The organism is Marinomonas sp. THO17 (assembly GCF_040436405.1).
In the GTDB taxonomy this organism is placed as follows: domain Bacteria; phylum Pseudomonadota; class Gammaproteobacteria; order Pseudomonadales; family Marinomonadaceae; genus Marinomonas.
Map to the genome: position 1 here is coordinate 666,247 of NZ_AP031575.1, position 17,597 is coordinate 683,843.

Annotated in this window: 18 protein-coding genes; all 18 read right to left on the reverse strand. The window is 46.2% G+C overall.

Annotated features, from left to right (window positions below; translation table 11 throughout):
• Positions 1-30: 30 nt before the first annotated feature.
• Positions 31-561, reverse strand: coding sequence for a hypothetical protein (locus ABXS85_RS03125; RefSeq protein ID WP_353668593.1), 531 nt, complete (start codon positions 559-561; stop codon positions 31-33).
• Entirely contained in the window at positions 512-2,593 is a 2,082-nt protein-coding gene (locus ABXS85_RS03130) for a hypothetical protein (protein ID WP_353668594.1), read from the reverse strand. Before ABXS85_RS03130 ends, ABXS85_RS03125 begins: the two co-directional genes overlap by 50 nt.
• A 17-nt stretch (positions 2,594-2,610) precedes the next feature.
• Positions 2,611-3,177, reverse strand: coding sequence for a hypothetical protein (locus tag ABXS85_RS03135; RefSeq protein WP_353668595.1), 567 nt, complete (start codon positions 3,175-3,177; stop codon positions 2,611-2,613).
• Positions 3,178-3,230: 53 nt separating this feature from the next.
• Positions 3,231-4,193, reverse strand: coding sequence for a PoNe immunity protein domain-containing protein (locus ABXS85_RS03140; protein ID WP_353668596.1), 963 nt, complete (start codon positions 4,191-4,193; stop codon positions 3,231-3,233).
• Entirely contained in the window at positions 4,190-4,582 is a 393-nt protein-coding gene (locus ABXS85_RS03145) for a hypothetical protein (RefSeq protein ID WP_353668597.1), read from the reverse strand. Before ABXS85_RS03145 ends, ABXS85_RS03140 begins: the two co-directional genes overlap by 4 nt.
• A gap of 82 nt (positions 4,583-4,664) precedes the next feature.
• Positions 4,665-5,627 carry a PoNe immunity protein domain-containing protein gene (locus tag ABXS85_RS03150; RefSeq protein ID WP_353668598.1) on the reverse strand — a complete coding sequence of 321 codons (963 nt, stop codon included), beginning with the start codon at positions 5,625-5,627 and terminating at the stop codon, positions 4,665-4,667.
• The gene (locus tag ABXS85_RS03155; protein WP_353668599.1) at positions 5,624-5,905 is read right to left on the reverse strand and encodes a hypothetical protein; all 282 of its coding nucleotides are present in this window, start codon (positions 5,903-5,905) and stop codon (positions 5,624-5,626) included. Before ABXS85_RS03155 ends, ABXS85_RS03150 begins: the two co-directional genes overlap by 4 nt.
• 194 nt (positions 5,906-6,099) lie before the next feature.
• The gene (locus tag ABXS85_RS03160) at positions 6,100-7,068 is read right to left on the reverse strand and encodes a PoNe immunity protein domain-containing protein (RefSeq protein WP_353668600.1); all 969 of its coding nucleotides are present in this window, start codon (positions 7,066-7,068) and stop codon (positions 6,100-6,102) included.
• Positions 7,065-7,472: a hypothetical protein gene (locus tag ABXS85_RS03165; protein ID WP_353668601.1), complete on the reverse strand. Its 408-nt coding sequence runs from the start codon at positions 7,470-7,472 to the stop codon at positions 7,065-7,067. The genes ABXS85_RS03160 and ABXS85_RS03165 overlap by 4 nt, the downstream gene beginning before the upstream one ends.
• 83 nt (positions 7,473-7,555) lie before the next feature.
• On the reverse strand, positions 7,556-8,518 hold the full coding sequence (locus ABXS85_RS03170; RefSeq protein ID WP_353668602.1) for a PoNe immunity protein domain-containing protein: 963 nt from the start codon (positions 8,516-8,518) through the stop codon (positions 7,556-7,558).
• A complete protein-coding gene (locus ABXS85_RS03175; protein ID WP_353668603.1) occupies positions 8,515-8,907 on the reverse strand; it encodes a hypothetical protein in 393 nt (130 codons plus the stop codon). Before ABXS85_RS03175 ends, ABXS85_RS03170 begins: the two co-directional genes overlap by 4 nt.
• 83 nt (positions 8,908-8,990) lie before the next feature.
• On the reverse strand, positions 8,991-9,953 hold the full coding sequence (locus ABXS85_RS03180; protein WP_353668604.1) for a PoNe immunity protein domain-containing protein: 963 nt from the start codon (positions 9,951-9,953) through the stop codon (positions 8,991-8,993).
• A complete protein-coding gene (locus tag ABXS85_RS03185; RefSeq protein ID WP_353668605.1) occupies positions 9,950-10,156 on the reverse strand; it encodes a hypothetical protein in 207 nt (68 codons plus the stop codon). The genes ABXS85_RS03180 and ABXS85_RS03185 overlap by 4 nt, the downstream gene beginning before the upstream one ends.
• Before the next feature lie 187 nt (positions 10,157-10,343).
• Complete coding sequence (locus ABXS85_RS03190; RefSeq protein ID WP_353668606.1) at positions 10,344-11,306, reverse strand: PoNe immunity protein domain-containing protein; 963 nt, start codon at positions 11,304-11,306, stop codon at positions 10,344-10,346.
• Positions 11,303-12,622, reverse strand: coding sequence for a hypothetical protein (locus tag ABXS85_RS03195; RefSeq protein ID WP_353668607.1), 1,320 nt, complete (start codon positions 12,620-12,622; stop codon positions 11,303-11,305). The genes ABXS85_RS03190 and ABXS85_RS03195 overlap by 4 nt, the downstream gene beginning before the upstream one ends.
• Before the next feature lie 2 nt (positions 12,623-12,624).
• Positions 12,625-14,814, reverse strand: a complete 2,190-nt coding sequence (tssI, locus tag ABXS85_RS03200) for a type VI secretion system tip protein TssI/VgrG (protein ID WP_353668608.1) — start codon at positions 14,812-14,814, stop codon at positions 12,625-12,627.
• 141 nt (positions 14,815-14,955) lie between these two features.
• Positions 14,956-16,911, reverse strand: a complete 1,956-nt coding sequence (gene tssI / locus ABXS85_RS03205; RefSeq protein ID WP_353668609.1) for a type VI secretion system tip protein TssI/VgrG — start codon at positions 16,909-16,911, stop codon at positions 14,956-14,958.
• 126 nt (positions 16,912-17,037) lie between these two features.
• Positions 17,038-17,556 (reverse strand): Hcp family type VI secretion system effector, encoded by a 519-nt coding sequence (locus ABXS85_RS03210; RefSeq protein ID WP_353668610.1) that lies wholly within the window; start codon positions 17,554-17,556, stop codon positions 17,038-17,040.
• Between the last annotated feature and the right edge of the window lie 41 nt (positions 17,557-17,597).

Below are 17,597 nucleotides of genomic sequence, written 5' to 3' on the forward strand. Positions count from 1 at the left end.
AAAACAAAAATTTTATTCATGTGATAAACTTTATTTAAGTTCCTTAATACGATCACAAGCAAATTTTTCTACGTTATTTAGAGTAAATATATGTTTTTTATCTATGTAAAATCCAGAATCATCTTCTTCAGAGCGATATGTACTTTCATATTTATTCAATAATTTCAAAGTATCATCAAAAATAAAAAGTCTATTAATTAAAAATGTTACGCTTAAGCTAGCTTTTTCAAAACTAGAATCCGTTTTAAGCATTACAACAGGGTAATCAACCCCATCACAATTTAATAAATTATTATATTTTACTGATGTTGGAATATTACCGAGCCAAATAAATTGATACGTAGCTTTATCTTGATATGTAATATGCACCGTTTTATATGAATCCCGCACCGCTCGAGGAGCCGTTGTTTCCTTGAGTTCTATTAGTTCACTATCTGTAAGAGGCTCGATTGTCACTGAGATTTCATCTGCCCAGCAGACATCAAGCATAATCAAAAATACCAACAAGCATTTAAATAGCCTCATCAAATACCCCTCCTTCTCTTTTTCCAGTTGTTTCATTTTCTTTACCCTGACTGATATCTTTAAAATGGCCGATACGACTATTTTTCTGCTCCTCATCAAGCCCAGCATTAATAATCTCCGTTACCGCATTCACGTCATCATTAGTATCACCATTATCTGCTTTGTCCCACATTTTATGTTTCAGCCAAAAGAGCGCACCGGAGCGAACAGCGTATTTGATCTCTAATAATTTTTCAGGGGTTGCTACAAAGTCTATGTTTTCATCTGGCCATAGGTCGTTATACCATTTCGTAAAATTTTGATAATTCGATTTACCAGTGAGTTGCTTAAGCCCACGACCACGGTATTTCCATCCATCACCGAATTCGGTATTACCTAGGGCAAATTCTGTCCCTTCTCGATGAGCACCGTAAATTTTATTGGCAATTACTTCATATTTTGCTTGCTTTTCTGCATCCGTCATCAATGCTCTGCCAGCTTTATCAGGAAAACCATCAACATCAGCGGCAGCATAATACCTTGGTGACTGCTTATAATAACTATACTTTTTTAGTACATGAGGCTGATATGTTAGATCCTCTTCTAATCGAAAGTTAGGGCCCACTTCTTGCAGAATTTGTGCAAAAAAGTGATCCAGTCTTAACTTAGTATCCAGTTTGACCATGACATAAATTTCATTAATTTCATTAGCGACACTTTCTAGGAAGTCATCAGTGACTGAAGTACGACTCCAAATTTTCCTCAGCATGCCTTTGGTGATACAACAACCTGGCTTAAAAGCCACACCATGCCCTATCGGCCACCAGTTCCACACTTCTTTTGATAACCCCAAGCCACTGGCATCTTGCATCCACACGAGATTATCCACTCGCTCTTTTTCGTGTTCGATCAGTTCGGCAAAATGGGGGGTGGTGAATTTACCAAGCAAGGTTTCCCACAAGGATTGTTTTTCAGGGGCTTTGTCGTACCACTCGCTGGCGTGTTTATGGTACAGGAATTGGGCACTGTCCCACTTAGAAAGGTTCTTAGCAATCTCAGTACCCGGCACATCACTTTCATCTAGGGTCACTGTTTGATAGAAGGCTTTGAAAAAATCATTGGGTTCTTCAAGGTTCAGGTAGCCATCAGAACCATCACCTTCCACTTTTTTCACTTTATTAAAGTTAGCACTACCATAAAACCGCTTCAAAAACGCCTCTGGTGGTTCTTCTTTGGAAAACAATTCAAAGTGAATCTGGTAACGTGCGTCCGCAACCGGCGTCTCCGCCTCAATCTGAGTTGCTACGTGAAATTGCCCAAGGTAGCCAATGGCATCGCCACCTTTGATATCAATCTGATCTGCACCACTTAACTCTACCAGAGCCCCTTCTGTGACGGTTTTTGCCCCGATGGTTTTGACCAAGTCATCGTCCACACACAACCAAGTCTCGGTGATGCTACTGCCACCATAGTTCAATGCTGGGTCTAAAGTACAACGAGCAAAGTGTCTCGCTTTGTCACCAAACACTTGGCTTTTCAGGCGTCTTGGATCGTAGCTAAACTTCTGCTCTTTACTGACTGCAAAACCCGCTTTCCCTAGGCTATCCGTACGGCAAATCAAACCGTTCGTCGAGGTCACCTCGGCGGTTTTTTCAGTATAAAGCCAGTTTGGTAGCTGAAAATGTTCAACAAGATCGGACAGGTTTTCTTCCGTGGCAGGGGCCAAATGCATGTACAGGGAGTAGAAATCAAAATGTTTCTCCTGCTCCCCTTCCTTATAGGAAAACACATGCTGTATCAAACAAAAGTCCCCTGAATAGGGCAATTCGAGACCACGAAATGTCGAAGTTGAATAGTCATTATGAATACGATAAGCCACGATTTTACCATCGGCGATGGCGATGATTGGATGCGCTTTTTGGCAGTGTTCGGCATTTTTCAATGAAAAGTGTAAACCACCGTGCCAACACCCATTCCCTGGGTTATAACCATATTGTCCGGCTAGCTCTTGCTGCAGCTGAGTCTGAAACGCGTTGCCATCGTCATAAACAAGACCATTCGGTTTAGGAACAGGGTAAATAAACTTCATTCACAACATCCTTATTACTAACCAGAAAAACTGAAGTCACTGGTGGTTATCATATCGGCTAGCGCTTCTGTTTCATAGCTTTCTGCACCAATATTGACTTCTGGGGCGACCAGAAACACCCCTTCGCTGTTGATGCTCACAAAGCTTTCACCTACTTTTATGGTGAGTTCCGCGTCCGCTTCAATCACGGTCAAATCGCCACTTTGCAGCTGGATCACTTGCGCCACCTCGGTCGCGGCAATGCCGCTAATCTGCTGTTGTAGACTAGCGTGAATGGTTTGGGCTTGATCTTTCTCAATATGCACACGGCGCTCGCCTGTTACCTGTATGTGCTGGTTGTTCTTCACTTCCATGAAGCTGTCATTGGCCACCGTTAGGTGATGGTCATTGCCAATGTTGGTTTGGACATCGTTGAGGACTTGCTGTTTGAGGTCTTTTTGCGCATGCAAGTAAACTTGCTCTTGCCCCGCTTGGTCTTCGAAAGACAGCTCGTTAAAGCCCGCCCCTTGGTGTGTATGTTTGAGTGAAAAGCGCGCCACACGCTTTTGGTTTTGAAATGCAAAACTGAATGGATAACCACCCATCTCTCAATCAGATGGGTGATCAAGACGTCGGAATAAATGTATTGTTAATCTTTTTATTCACTCACCCAAAACAAGGCCTCTTCCTGCTCGTTTAGTCTGTTTGACGGTAAACGCTCACCTTGTTTTAAACGCACTTGGTCGTCAGTCAGGTTGCAATGCCATACCGCATCTATTGGGCTTTCGTCGTTAGGGAGTGCAATGTGATGCGTGGCAGTGGACAGCGGAAAAAGTTGGCCGTAACCCTGAGCGCGGGCATGGGCAACAAGGTCTTTAGGATAATACAGCATGTGTGAATACGCGCTGTCATCTAGGTCGTACAAAAGGCTCACCAAGGCAGTTTCCAGCGCCCAATAACCAATAAAAATGGATTTTTGATGGGTGTTGTACCAGTAGCAGTCTTTCATGCCCTTGTACCAATCCCGTAGGTATTGAGTGAGGCTCTCTTGTCGTTCTGCTTTTGTTGGGCTAACGCCATCGCCTTTAATGGCATCGTACAGATGTTGGTAAGGTGTTGGAAAAGCCAGATGATCCAAACGCGGCAAACCAATATAGCCCAAGCGCGCCAGCAGCATACTCAACAAAGGATCATCATTGTCTTGAGGATTTTTTCCGAGCATGCGCACTATGGTGTGCAAGGCCTCTGGTTTCCCCGACAAGACAGCAAAGCTCATGGAACGCAGTAAGAAGTGAAAAGCGTCCGGCTCCCAGTATAAAAAATTATCATCTGGAAATTGATTTTTATGGCGCTCTAATTCCGCCAGCGCCTCGTGCATAAGGGTTTGGCAAAATACCAAGTCGTTGCCAGCAGAGTATTCCAAGGTAGCATATTCGAATTTATGGCGAGCAACACTCCAACTAACGCGAGAACGATGACCCAGCCTATTGTTCAAGTTATTTATGATGTCATAGCGTTTGGCTATATCTCTTTGAAAAAAAATGCTTTGTTCATCATACACTTTAAACTTGAGTAACGGATCTCTCTTGTTATTATTAAAGCCTACTTCATCAAGAGTCATAAAATCACCTCGGCGATACTGTTTGCCTTTTCATCCAATTTAGTAATATTCACCACCTCGCCAGAGCTGTCCACTATCATTAACCAACGTTCATAATCTGAGTCGGCAACATCCGCTGCAATACCTCGATCCCCTAATGCAGGCTCCAATCGAGGCTTAATCCAGTCATCATTCATTTGTTTACCGTCTTTGGTATTCCCCAATACCGTATCTTTGGCGACCCCATCACTGTCTATGTATTTGCCAGATGCGGTTCGGTATTTGGTTTCGGTAATCACATAAGGCGGCGGTGGGTTGGTATTTTCATAAATTCCGTCAATGCCTCGTCCTCTGGGTTCGGTATTTGGTTTCGGTATATTGGTGGTGTTTTTATAAGCTTCAATCGTCACCAAGAAGACAACAAAAAGCCAACTCTTATTCTGAGTGGCTTTGTAAACAAATCAAACAGGTAAGATAAGCCTTAACGCTCGGCTATTCACTCACCCAAAACAAGGCCTCTTCCTGCTCGTTTAGTCTGTTTGACGGTAAACGCTCACCTTGTTTTAAACGCACTTGGTCGTCGCTCAGGTTGCAATGCCATACCGCATCCACTGGGCATTCGTCGTTAGGAAGTGCGATATGATGTGTAGCAGTGGACAGCGGAAAAAGTTGGTCGTAACCTTGAGCGCGGGCATGGGCAACAAGGTCTTTAGGATAATACAGCATGTGTGAATACGCGCTGTCGTCTAGGTCGTACAAGAGGGTCACCAAGGCAGTTTCCAGCGCCCAATAGCCAATAAAAATGGATTTTTGATGGGTGTTGTACCAGTAGCAGTCTTTCATGCCCTTGTACCAATCCCGTAAATATTGCGTCAGGCTCTCTTGTCGTTCTGCTTTCGTCGGGCTAATACCATCCCCTTTGATAGCATCGTATAAAGACTGGTATGGTTTGGGAAAAGCCAGATGATCCAAACGCGGTAAACCAATATAACCCAAGCGCGCCAGCAATATACTCAATACAGGATCATCATTCCCATCAGGATTCTTTCCCAACATGCGCACTATGGTGTGCAAGGCCTCTGGTTTCCCCGACAAGACCGCAAAGCTCATGGAACGCAGCAAGAAGTGAAAAGCGTCCGGCTCCCAATATAAAAAATTATCATCTGGAAATTGATTTTTATGGCGCTCTAATTCCGCCAGCGCTTCGTGCATAAGGGTTTGGCAAAATGCCAAGTCGTTGCCAGCAGAGTATTCCAAGGTAGCGTATTCGAATTTATTTAGAGCTATCACCCAACTTAGTCCAGACCTATGATCATATTCATTATCTGTGTTATTTATGATCTCATACGATTTGGATCTGTCTTTTTGAAAGAAGGCATTCTTTTTCTGGTATATATCAAAACCAAGTAGTGGATCTCTTCTATTTGATTCAAAACCAGTTTCATTTACTATCATAAAACTACCTCGGCGATACTGTTTGCGTATTTGTCTAGCTTAGTGATGTTCACCACCTCGCCAGAACTGTCTACTATCATCAGCCAGCGTTCGTAGCCACTTTCTACTATATCGAAAGCGCGATCATCATCTTCTAATGCAGGCCCTAATCGGGCCCTAATCCATTTATCATTCATTTGTTTACCGTCTTTGGTATTCCCCAATACCGTATCTTTGGCGACCCCATCACTGTCTATGTATTTGCCAGATGCGGTTCGGTATTTGGTTTCGGTAATCACATAAGGCGGCGGTGGGTTGGTATTTTCATAAATTCCGTCAATGCCTCACCCTCTGAGTTCGGTATTTGGTTTCGGTATATTGGTGGTGTTTTTATAAGCTTCAATCGTCACCAAGAAGACAACAAAAAAGCCAACTCTTATTCTGAGTGGCTTTGTAAACAAATCAAACAGGTAAGATAAGCCTTAACGCTCGGCTATTCACTCACCCAAAATAAGGCCTCTTCCTGCTCGTTTAGTCTATTTGACGGTAAACGCTCACCTTGTTTTAATCGCACTTGGTCGTCGCTCAGGTTGCAATGCCATACCGCATCTATTGGGCTTTCGTCGTTAGGGAGTGCAATGTGATGCGTGGCAGTGGACAGTGGAAAAAGTTGGTCGTACCCCTGAGCACGGGCATGGTCAACAAGGTCTTTAGGGTAATACAGCATGTGTGAATACGCGCTGTCGTCTAGGTCGTACAAGAGGGTGACCAAGGCAGTTTCCAGCGCCCAATAGCCAAAAAAAGTAGGAAACCTACCTTTATGACGGTTATACCAATAACAGTCTTTTATGCCCTTGTACCAATCCCGTAGGTATTGAGTGAGACTCTCTTGTCGTTCTGCTTTTGTTGGGCTAACGCCATCTCCTTTGATGGCATCGTATAAAGACTGGTATGGTTTTGGAAAAGCCAGATGATCCAAACGCGGTAAACCAATATAACCCAAGCGCGCCAGCAGCATACTCAACAAAGGATCATCATTGTCTTGAGGATTTTTGCCGAACATGCGCACTATGGTGTGCAAGGCCTCCGGCTTCCCCGACAAGACCGCAAAGCTCATTGACCATAATAAAAACTGAAAGGCATCCGGTTCCCAGTAAAAGAAAGACTTGTGTGGAAATTGATTTTTATGGCGCTCTAATTCCGTCAACGCATTTTGCATAAAAACTTCACACTCTAACAAACTATAGCCAGCAGAATACTCAAGGATAGCATATTCAAACTTATCTAAAGTTATAGACCAACTAACTCCTTCTCTATGATCCAATGCGTTTTCTAAATTATTTACGATATTATAAGATTTAGCTCTATCTTCTAGAAAAAAATCTCTTTGATCATCATAAACAGGCAAGGTCAATAACGGGTCTCTTCTGTTTTTTTTAAACTCACTTTCATCCATTGTCATAAAATTACCTTTTCAATACTTTTTGCAGAAGCATCCAATTTCGTAATATTCACTACCTCACCAGAGTTGTCCACTATCATCAGCCACCGCTCATAACCACTTTCAATAATATCACGAGCTTTACGACTACCTAGCTCATCTTTTATACGTGGCTTAATCCAACCATCATTCATTTGCTTAGCTCCAGGTAAACCTGAAGAGCCTTTGGTTTTACTCAGCACCGTATCTTTGGCGACCCCATCACTGTCTATGTATTTGCCAGATGCGGTTCGGTATTTGGTTTCGGTAATCACATAAGGCGGCGGTGGGTTGGTATTTTCATAAATTCCGTCAATGCCTCGCCCTCTGGGTTCGGTATTTGGTTTCGGTATATTGGCGGTGTTTCTATAAGCTTCAATCGTCACCAAGAAGACAACAAAAAAGCCAACTCTTATTCTGAGTGGCTTTGTAAACAAATCAAACAGGTAAGATAAGCCTTAACGCTCGGCTATTCACTCACCCAAAACAAGGCCTCTTCTTGCTCGTTTAGTCTATTTGACGGTAAACGCTCACCTTGTTTTAAACGCACTTGGTCGTCGCTCAGATTACAATGCCATACCGCATCTATTGGGCTTTCGTCGTTAGGGAGTGCGATATGATGTGTAGCAGTGGACAGTGGAAAAAGTTGGTTGTAACCCTGAGCGCGGGCATGGTCAACCAAGTCTTTAGGATAATACAGCATGTGTGAATACGCGCTGTCGTCTAGGTCATACAAGAGGGTCACCAAGGCAGTTTCCAGCGCCCAATAGCCAATAAAAATGGATTTTTGATGGGTGTTGTACCAGTAGCAGTCTTTCATGCCCTTGTACCAATCCCGTAAATATTGCGTCAGGCTCTCTTGTCGTTCTGCTTTCGTCGGGCTAATACCATCCCCTTTAATAGCATCGTATAAAGACTGGTATGGTTTAGGAAAAGCCAGATGATCTAAACGCGGCAAACCAATATAACCCAAGCGCGCCAGCAGCATACTCAATACAGGATCATCATTGTCTTGAGGATTTTTTCCGAGCATGCGCACTATGGTGTGCAAGGCCTCTGGTTTCCCCGACAAGACCGCAAAACTCATGGAACGCAGTAAGAAGTGAAAAGCGTCTGGCTCCCAGTATAAAAAATTATCATCTGGAAATTGATTTTTATGGCGCTCTAATTCCGCCAGCGCCTCGTGCATAAGGGTTTGGCAAAATGCCAAGTCATTGCCAGCAGAGTATTCCAAGGTAGCGTGTTCGAATTTATCCATAGCAACATCACAACTCAGCCCAGACCTATGATCATATTCCTTGTCTAAGTTATTTATGATGTCATAATCTTCAGTAATATCTTCTTGAAAATAACTCTTCTTCTTCTGATATATCTCAAATTTCAACAAGGGCTCGCGCCTATTTTGTTTAAATGTTGCTTCATCGACTATCATAAAATCACCTCGGCGATACTGTTTGCCTTTTCATCTAATTTAGTAATATTTAGCACCTTACCAGAACTGTCCACTATCATTAACCAGCGCTCATAACCGGCTCGCCTAATCTTTTTTGCTGCACTATCATCTTCTAATGCAGGCCCTAATCGACGCTTAATCCATTTATCATTCATTTGTTTACCGTCTTTGGTATTCCCCAATACCGTATCTTTGGCGACCCCATCACTGTCTATGTATTTTCCAGATGCGGTTCGGTATTTGGTTTCGGTAATCACATAAGGCGGCGGTGGGTCGGTATTTTCATAAATTCCGTCAATGCCTCGCCCTCTGGGTTCGGTATTTGGTTTCGGTATATTGGCGGTGTTTCTATAAGCTTCAATCGTCACCAAGAAGACAACAAAAAAGCCAACTCTTATTCTGAGTGGCTTTGTAAACAAATCAAACAGGTAAGATAAGCCTTAACGCTCGGCTATTCACTCACCCAAAACAAGGCCTCTTCCTGCTCGTTTAGTCTATTTGACGGTAAACGCTCACCTTGTTTTAAACGCACTTGGTCGTCGCTCAGGTTGCAATGCCATACCGCATCCACTGGGCATTCGTCGTTAGGGAGTGCGATATGATGTGTAGCAGTGGACAGCGGAAAAAGTTGGTCGTACCCCTGAGCACGGGCATGGGCAACAAGGTCTTTAGGGTAATACAGCATATGGGAATAGCTACTGTCGTCTAGATCATACAGCAAGGTCACCAAGGCAGTTTCCAGCGCCCAATAGCCAATAAAAATGGATTTTTGATGGGTGTTGTACCAGTAGCAGTCTTTCATGCCCTTGTACCAATTCCGTAAATATTGCGTCAGGCTCTCTTGTCGTTCTGCTTTCGTCGGGCTAATACCATCCCCTTTAATAGCATCGTATAAAGACTGGTATGGTTTGGGAAAAGCCAGATGATCCAAACGCGGCAAACCAATATAACCCAAGCGCGCCAGTAGCATACTCAACAAAGGATCATCATTCCCATCAGGATTCTTTCCGAACATGCGCACTATGGTGTGCAAGGCCTCTGGTTTCCCCGACAAGACCGCAAAACTCATGGAACGCAGTAAGAAGTGAAAAGCGTCCGGCTCCCAGTAAAAAAAAGCTTTGTGTGGAAATTGATTTTTATGGCGCTCTAATTCCGCCAGCGCCTCATGCATAAGGGTTTCGCAAAACGCCAAGTCGTTGCCAACCGAGTATTCCAAGGTAGCGTATTCGAATTTATGGCGAGCAAGACTCCAACTAACGCGAGAACGATGGCTTTGCTCATTATCTAAGTTATTCATAATAGAATAGGAATTAGATCTATCTTTTTGAAAAAAGTTATTTTTTTTCTGGTATACCTCAAATTTCAACAAGGGCTCGCGCCTATTTTGTTTAAATGTTGCTTCATCGACTATCATAAAATCACCTCGGCGATACTGTTTGCCTTTTCATCTAATTTGGTGATGTTCACCACCTCACCAGAACTGTCTACTATCATCAACCATCGCTCATAAGCAGAATCTGAAACATTTAGTGCGAGATCATCATCATCCAATGCATCCTCCAATCGAGCTTCAATCCAGTCATCACACATTTGTTTACCGTCTTTGGTATTCCCCAATACCGTATCTTTGGCGACCCCATCACTGTCTATGTATTTGCCAGATGCGGTTCGGTATTTGGTTTCGGTATATTGGTGGTGTTTTTATAAGCTTCAATCGTCACCAAGAAGACAACAAAAAAGCCAACTCTTATTCTGAGTGGCTTTGTAAACAAATCAAACAGGTAAGATAAGCCTTAACGCTCGGCTATTCACTCACCCAAAACAAGGCCTCTTCCTGCTCGTTTAGTCTGTTTGACGGTAAACGCTCACCTTGTTTTAAACGCACTTGGTCGTCGCTCAGGTTGCAATGCCATACCGCATCCACTGGGCATTCGTCGTTAGGGAGTGCGATATGATGTGTAGCAGTGGACAGCGGAAAAAGTTGGTCGTACCCCTGAGCACGGGCATGGTCAACAAGGTCTTTAGGATAATACAGCATGTGGGAATACGCGCTGTCGTCTAGGTCGTACAGCAAGGTCACCAAGGCAGTTTCCAGCGCCCAATAGCCAATAAAAATGGATTTTTGATGGGTATTGTACCAGTAGCAGTCTTTCATGCCCTTGTACCAATCCCGTAAATATTGCGTCAGGCTCTCTTGTCGTTCTGCTTTCGTCGGGCTAATACCATCCCCTTTAATAGCATCGTATAAAGACTGGTATGGTTTGGGAAAAGCCAGATGATCCAAACGCGGCAAACCAATATAACCCAAGCGCGCCAGTAGCATACTCAACAAAGGATCATCATTCCCATCAGGATTCTTTCCGAACATGCGCACTATGGTGTGCAAGGCCTCCGGTTTCCCCGACAAGACAGCAAAGCTCATGGAACGCAGCAAGAAGTGAAAAGCGTCTGGCTCCCAATATAAAAAATTATCATCTGGAAATTGATTTTTATGGCGCTCTAATTCCGCCAGCGCCTCGTGCATAAGGGTTTCGCAAAACGCCAAGTCGTTGCCAGCAGAGTATTCCAAGGTAGCGTATTCGAATTTATCCAGAGTAACACTCCAACTAACGCGAGAACGATGACCCAGCCTATTATTCAAGTTATTTATGATATCATAGCGTTTGGCTATATCTCTTTGAAAAAAAACGTTCTGTTCTTCATACACCTCAAACTTGAGTAACGGATCTCTCTTGTTATTATTAAAGCCTACTTCATCAAGAGTCATAAAATCACCTCGGCGATACTGTTTGCCTTTTCATCTAATTTAGTAATGTTCACCACCTCGCCAGAGCTGTCCACTATCATTAACCAACGTTCATAATCTGAGTCGGCAACATCAGCTGCAATACCTCGATCACCCAATGCAGGCTCCAATCGAGGCTTAATCCATTTATCATTCATTTGTTTACCGTCTTTGGTATTCCCCAATACCGTATCTTTGGCGACCCCATCACTGTCTATGTATTTGCCAGATGCAGTTCGGTATTTGGTTTCGGTAATCACATAAGGCGGCGGTGGGTCGGTATTTTCATAAATTCCGTCAATGCCTCGCCCTCTGGGCTTGTCGGTCATTTTGCGTATTTGTCTATCTTCCGGCAAGAGGTTTTTAAAGCCGTTATTAATCATTAGGTTGTCACTGAGAATTTCGCCATACAAACCTTTTTCTGCATTGGTCATTTTAATGATTTTGGGATCAATGCTTGCCACACTCTCATCTAATTGATGTACGACCTTGCTGTCTGGTAAGGCTTTATAGCCCGTATCCAGTTCGTCGGCTTGAAGTTTGATTTCATCGGCGGATTTTTGCAGCACATCTTGCACCATGCCCACCACAGAATCAATCTTCTCATCAGCGCTTTTTCTCACATCTTGCAGGACTTTATAGGAGTCTTGTAGCCAAGTCTGTACTGAACTTGGGGCTAACTTGCCTATTTTATTCGCCAAGCTTTTATAGGCATCAATGGCTTGATCAAACAGATCGAGCAATTTCTGGGTATTGATACTGCCAGCCAGTTCCTTGAGCTTGACAGAAACCTCTAATAAGACGTCTTTGGGGCCTTGAGTACCTAAGATTTTTTTCACTTTCGGATTGTTCAAGAAAACAAAGATCGGCTTGAGCGCTGGGGTAATGGCTTTCGCCACATCCCCGCTAGCTTTTCTGATATACAAAAAGAGGATTTTCAACACCCCTTTTACCGCCGATCCTAGGGTAGGTATCAGACCTATTAAGGTCAGACAGAGTGCCACCCATGCCCATGTATCGGATTTATCTTTACTGATCTGTCGACAGTTCGCCACCAGGTCTCGACAATCCAGCACCTGATCCACGATGGGAACCATGCCCAATACCGCATTGGCAGCAATCTGCCCCACACTCATATCTGGGTTAAAGTCGCCTTGTAGGGCTTCCCATGTCCATTCCACGGTTGCAAGGGCACTGTCTTTGGCCGATTGCGCTTTTTGTTTTATGTAGTCTTCAGCGGATTGATAAGCCTCTTCAAGGTTATCGTACAGCCATTCAAATACCTCGTTCCCTGACACGCTTATTCTCCTAATAGGTTGTCAAGACGACTGACAACACCGCTAATATCTTCTCTTGGCAAGTCGGCAAAGCTTTGTTCTGACTCGTAATACACCTTAGCCACCCCTTTAGGCACATTCTCAATTTTCGCATAACCATCGCCATCCAAAACCCCTTTGACCTCGCTACCGTCACTCAAAGTGGCGGTATACTGGGTGTTGGCCTGTGGGGTCATGTCCGCATCCAAATAGTGCAATTCAAGAGTATGATTCACGGGGGTGAGTGGTTCCATAGTGGTTGGCTCATAGCTTTCCGCGCCAATATTGACTTCTGGGGCGACCAGAAACACCCCTTCGCTGTTGATGCTCACAAAGCTTTCACCTACTTTTATGGTGAGTTCCGCGTCCGCTTCAATCACGGTCAAATCGCCACTTTGCAGCTGGATCACTTGCGCCACCTCGGTCGCGGCAATGCCGCTAATCTGCTGTTGTAGACTAGCGTGAATGGTTTGGGCTTGATCTAGCTCAATGTGCACACGGCGCTCGCCTGTTACCTGTATGTGCTGGTTGTTCTTCACTTCCGTGAAGCTGTCATTGGCCACCGTTAGGTGATGGTCCTTGCCAATGTCGGTTTGGACATCGTTGAGGACTTGCTGTTTGAGGTCTTTTTGCGCATGCAAGTAAACTTGCTCTTGCCCCGCTTGGTCTTCGAAACTCAGCTCGTTAAAGCCCGCCCCTTGGTGCGTCTGACTGCGCCACACGCTTTTGGTTTTGTGAGCCGGTAAGGCATAGGGTGGCAGGTTGTCGGCGTCGAAGGTACGACCCGTGATAATGGGTTGGTCTGGGTCGCCATTGAGGAAGCTGACGATGACGCGGGTGCCAATGCGCGGGATGGCAAGGCTGCCGTATTGGCTGCCAGACCAACCTTGGGAGACTTGCACCCAGCAAGAGCTAAAGTCGTCCTGTTGGCCGTATCTGTCCCAGTTAAGTTGGATTTTGACGCGACCGTATTCGTCACAGTAGATTTCTTCTGGGGTGTCCCCCTCGTTGCTGGCGGGCCCCACTACGGTAGCCATCATGGGCCCGTCGACACTGGGTTTGGTCTGCGGCGTGGCTTGCCAGTTGATTTGCCCCGGAATCAGGGTGAACTGGTTGTAATAGGTGGTTTCCCCTTCGCCGCCTTCTTCTTCGAGTATCTGCGGTTGAGTGCCTCTATGTTGGACCTGCACTGGGATCCAGCTGTTGTCTTTGATTTGGCTGTCAAAGTGCCCTGCAATGGTAATTTTGCTGCCCACGCGGATGGCGGGCGCATCGCTCTCACCGGTAACAAGGTGCGCTTGTCGACGCAGGTATTCAAGGCGGATGCGCGCAAAGCGTTGTCCGGTGGCACTGTCTTTGAAGCGACCGGGGGCGTCAAAGTGTGGGTATTGGTCCCCTTGGTGTTCAAGGTTGGTGCCCGTGTAGTCTTGTAAGGCCGCGTAGTCGGGGCGTTTGAAGCTGTAGTCTTTGAGCACCGCTTGGCTGGGTAAGGCTTGTTTGTGTTCGCTTAAGCGGCGGATGTATGGGGTGTCTGCCACGCCCGCGGTCAGTAGCTTGTAGGCAATCGGGTCGCTTTGTTGGCTAAGGGCTTGGCTTTTATCAATGAAGTGCAGGGTGTGTTTGCCCGCTTCATGAACGAAGTAATAGACCCAGCCTTCTTCGGCGGCCAGACGGTGCAGAAATTGCGCGTCGGTTTCGCGGTATTGCACGCAGAATTCGCGTTCTTTGACGCTGTTGTCATTGAGGGTGAACACGGCGTTGGGCAAGCCCATTTCACCAAGCAGTTGGTTGATGATGTCTTGTGGTGTTTGTTTTTGGAAGATACGACTGTTGTGACGTAGGGTCAATCGTTCCAGTGCCGGCACTAGGGTTAAGCCATAGAAGGTGTAGTTGTGGCCTGTGTCGCCTTTTTCGAAGGCGCGCACTATGCCGTGCACCCGTTGCACCAGTTCGCCATCGCGATAGAAGGTAAATTCGGCGCTTTGGTCGACGATCTGTTCGGCGCTGAGGTCCATGCGGCGACTGGCCAAACTCAGTTGGTAACGAAAACCATAACAGGCACTGCCGTCTGGCAAGGGGGCGTCAGACAGGGTATCTTGTCCCTGATACTCGCGTACCAGTAAGGTGTTGTCGTCAAGACCCTCTACGGTCAGTTTGAACATTAACGTCGGCATATACCTTCCTTTAACTTATGCTGTTTGACTAACACCTATTTGTCTCCATTCTAGTCACTGTCTCCATTCTAGTAACAGCCTTAATTCTACTCATACTTGGCGCAGACAATTTTATGGCCTTATAACACACCTTATGCGCTACTATTTCTCGCTATCTTTCTGGATGGTTATTCCAGTCCCTATGGCCGCTTCTCCCCCTTCGTTAAAGGTCACGTTCTGACTCATTAACTGGATACCATTGGCGTCTATGGTGATGAAGTTGCCTCCGGCTTTTAGGGTAATGGCTTGCTGCGCTTCCAGAATGGCTTTTGTGCCACTGCGTAAATGAATTTCTTGTTTGGCCTTGAGCTGCTGCTCGCCAGTTACTTGGCAATAAAGATTCGCATCAGCGAAATCAACATTGTCTTTCAACACGGTTAGCTGGCATTGACCATTGATGCGAATGTGCTGGTTGTTCTTCACTTCCGTGAAGCTGTCATTGGCCACCGTTAGGTGATGGTCGTTACCAATGTCGGTTTGTACATCGTTCAGTACTTGCTGTTTGAGGTCTTTTTGCGCATGCAAGTAAACTTGCTCTTGCCCCGCTTGGTCTTCAAAAGACAGCTCGTTAAAGCCCGCCCCTTGGTGCGTCTGACTGCGCCACACGCTTTTGGTTTTGTGAGCCGGTAAGGCATAGGGTGGCAGGTTGTCGGCGTCGAAGGTACGACCCGTGATAATGGGTTGGTCTGGGTCGCCATTGAGGAAGCTGACGATGACGCGGGTGCCAATGCGCGGGATGGCAAGGCTGCCGTATTGGCTGCCAGACCAACCTTGGGAGACTTGCACCCAGCAAGAGCTAAAGTCGTCCTGTTGGCCGTATCTGTCCCAGTTAAATTGGATTTTGACGCGACCGTATTCGTCACAGTAGATTTCTTCTGGGGTGTCCCCCTCGTTGCTGGCGGGCCCCACTACGGTGGCCATCATGGGCCCGTCGACACTGGGTTTGGTCTGCGGCGTGGCTTGCCAGTTGATTTGCCCCGGAATCAGGGTGAACTGGTTGTAATAGGTGGTTTCCCCTTCGCCGCCTTCTTCTTCGAGTATCTGCGGTTGAGTGCCTCTATGTTGGACCTGCACTGGGATCCAGCTGTTGTCTTTGATTTGGCTGTCAAAGTGCCCTGCAATGGTAATTTTGCTGCCCACGCGGATGGCGGGCGCATCGCTCTCACCGGTAACAAGGTGCGCTTGTCGACGCAGGTATTCAAGGCGGATGCGCGCAAAGCGTTGTCCGGTGGCACTGTCTTTGAAGCGACCGGGGGCGTCAAAGTGTGGGTATTGGTCCCCTTGGTGTTCAAGGTTGGTGCCCGTGTAGTCTTGTAAGGCCGCGTAGTCGGGGCGTTTGAAGCTGTAGTCTTTGAGCACCGCTTGGCTGGGTAAGGCTTGTTTGTGTTCGCTTAAGCGGCGGATGTATGGGGTGTCTGCCACGCCCGCGGTCAGTAGCTTGTAGGCAATCGGGTCGCTTTGTTGGCTAAGGGCTTGGCTTTTATCAATGAAGTGCAGGGTGTGTTTGCCCGCTTCATGAACGAAGTAATAGACCCAGCCTTCTTCGGCGGCCAGACGGTGCAGAAATTGCGCGTCGGTTTCGCGGTATTGCACGCAGAATTCGCGTTCTTTAACGCTGTTGTCATTGAGGGTGAACACGGCGTTGGGCAAGCCCATTTCACCAAGCAGTTGGTTGATGATGTCTTGCGGTGTTTGTTTTTGGAAGATGCGACTGTTGTGACGTAGGGTCAATCGTTCCAGTGCCGGCACTAGGGTTAAGCCATAGAAGGTGTAGTTGTGGCCTGTGTCGCCTTTTTCGAAGGCGCGCACTATGCCGTGCACCCGTTGCACCAGTTCGCCATCGCGATAGAAGGTAAATTCGGCGCTTTGGTCGACGATCTGTTCGGCGCTGAGGTCCATGCGGCGACTGGCCAAACTCAGTTGGTAACGAAAACCATAACAGGCACTGCCGTCTGGCAAGGGGGCGTCAGACAGGGTGTCTTGTCCCTGATACTCGCGTACCAGTAAGGTGTTGTCGTCAAGACCCTCTACGGTCAGTTTGAACATTAACGTCGGCATATACCTTCCTTGTTTCCGTGTGACTGCGAACGGAACCTGTCCTAAGCAGTCGTCGCCAACCTGGGCTGGCGACGCAGTGTCAATCTGTCATTAGACCTGTTGGCATTAGGCTAATGAAGAGTTTGCTTAGGCTTCGATTGGTTGCGTCCAATCGTCTGAACCAGAGGTGCCTGAAGTAATGTGATCCCAGTTGATCTTACGATACGCCAGAGACACGGTTAGGTTTTGTGTGAAGGAGTCATTGGCAGGATCCAAGCAATGAGGCATGTTGCATTCGATGTCAACAATCACTGCGCCTTCTAGGGTAGTGGTGAAGAAGTTTTCTTGCTTACCTTCAGACGAGGTACGGTACCATTTTAGTTCCACGTTAGACAGTTTTTCACCTGCGGATAAGGCGTTGTACAACAGAGGCACGGCTTTGTTTAGGGCCACGGTGAATTTGAATGGCTTATGAACACGCTTGCCAGATGGGCTGCCAGATTGTGGGTTGGTTGGTACAGTAACATTGTGTGAGAACTCTTGTACCAGCATTTCGTCTTCGTGACCTTCCAGACCGATTTCGCCCGTTGAGTCAACTGTCATGGCGCCTGCGGTAATCAGTCCCTGAGTTTCCCCTTCGATAGCTATATAACAAGGTGTTGGCATAATAAAATTCCTTATAAATAAAAAAGAAGTAAGTGTGGGTT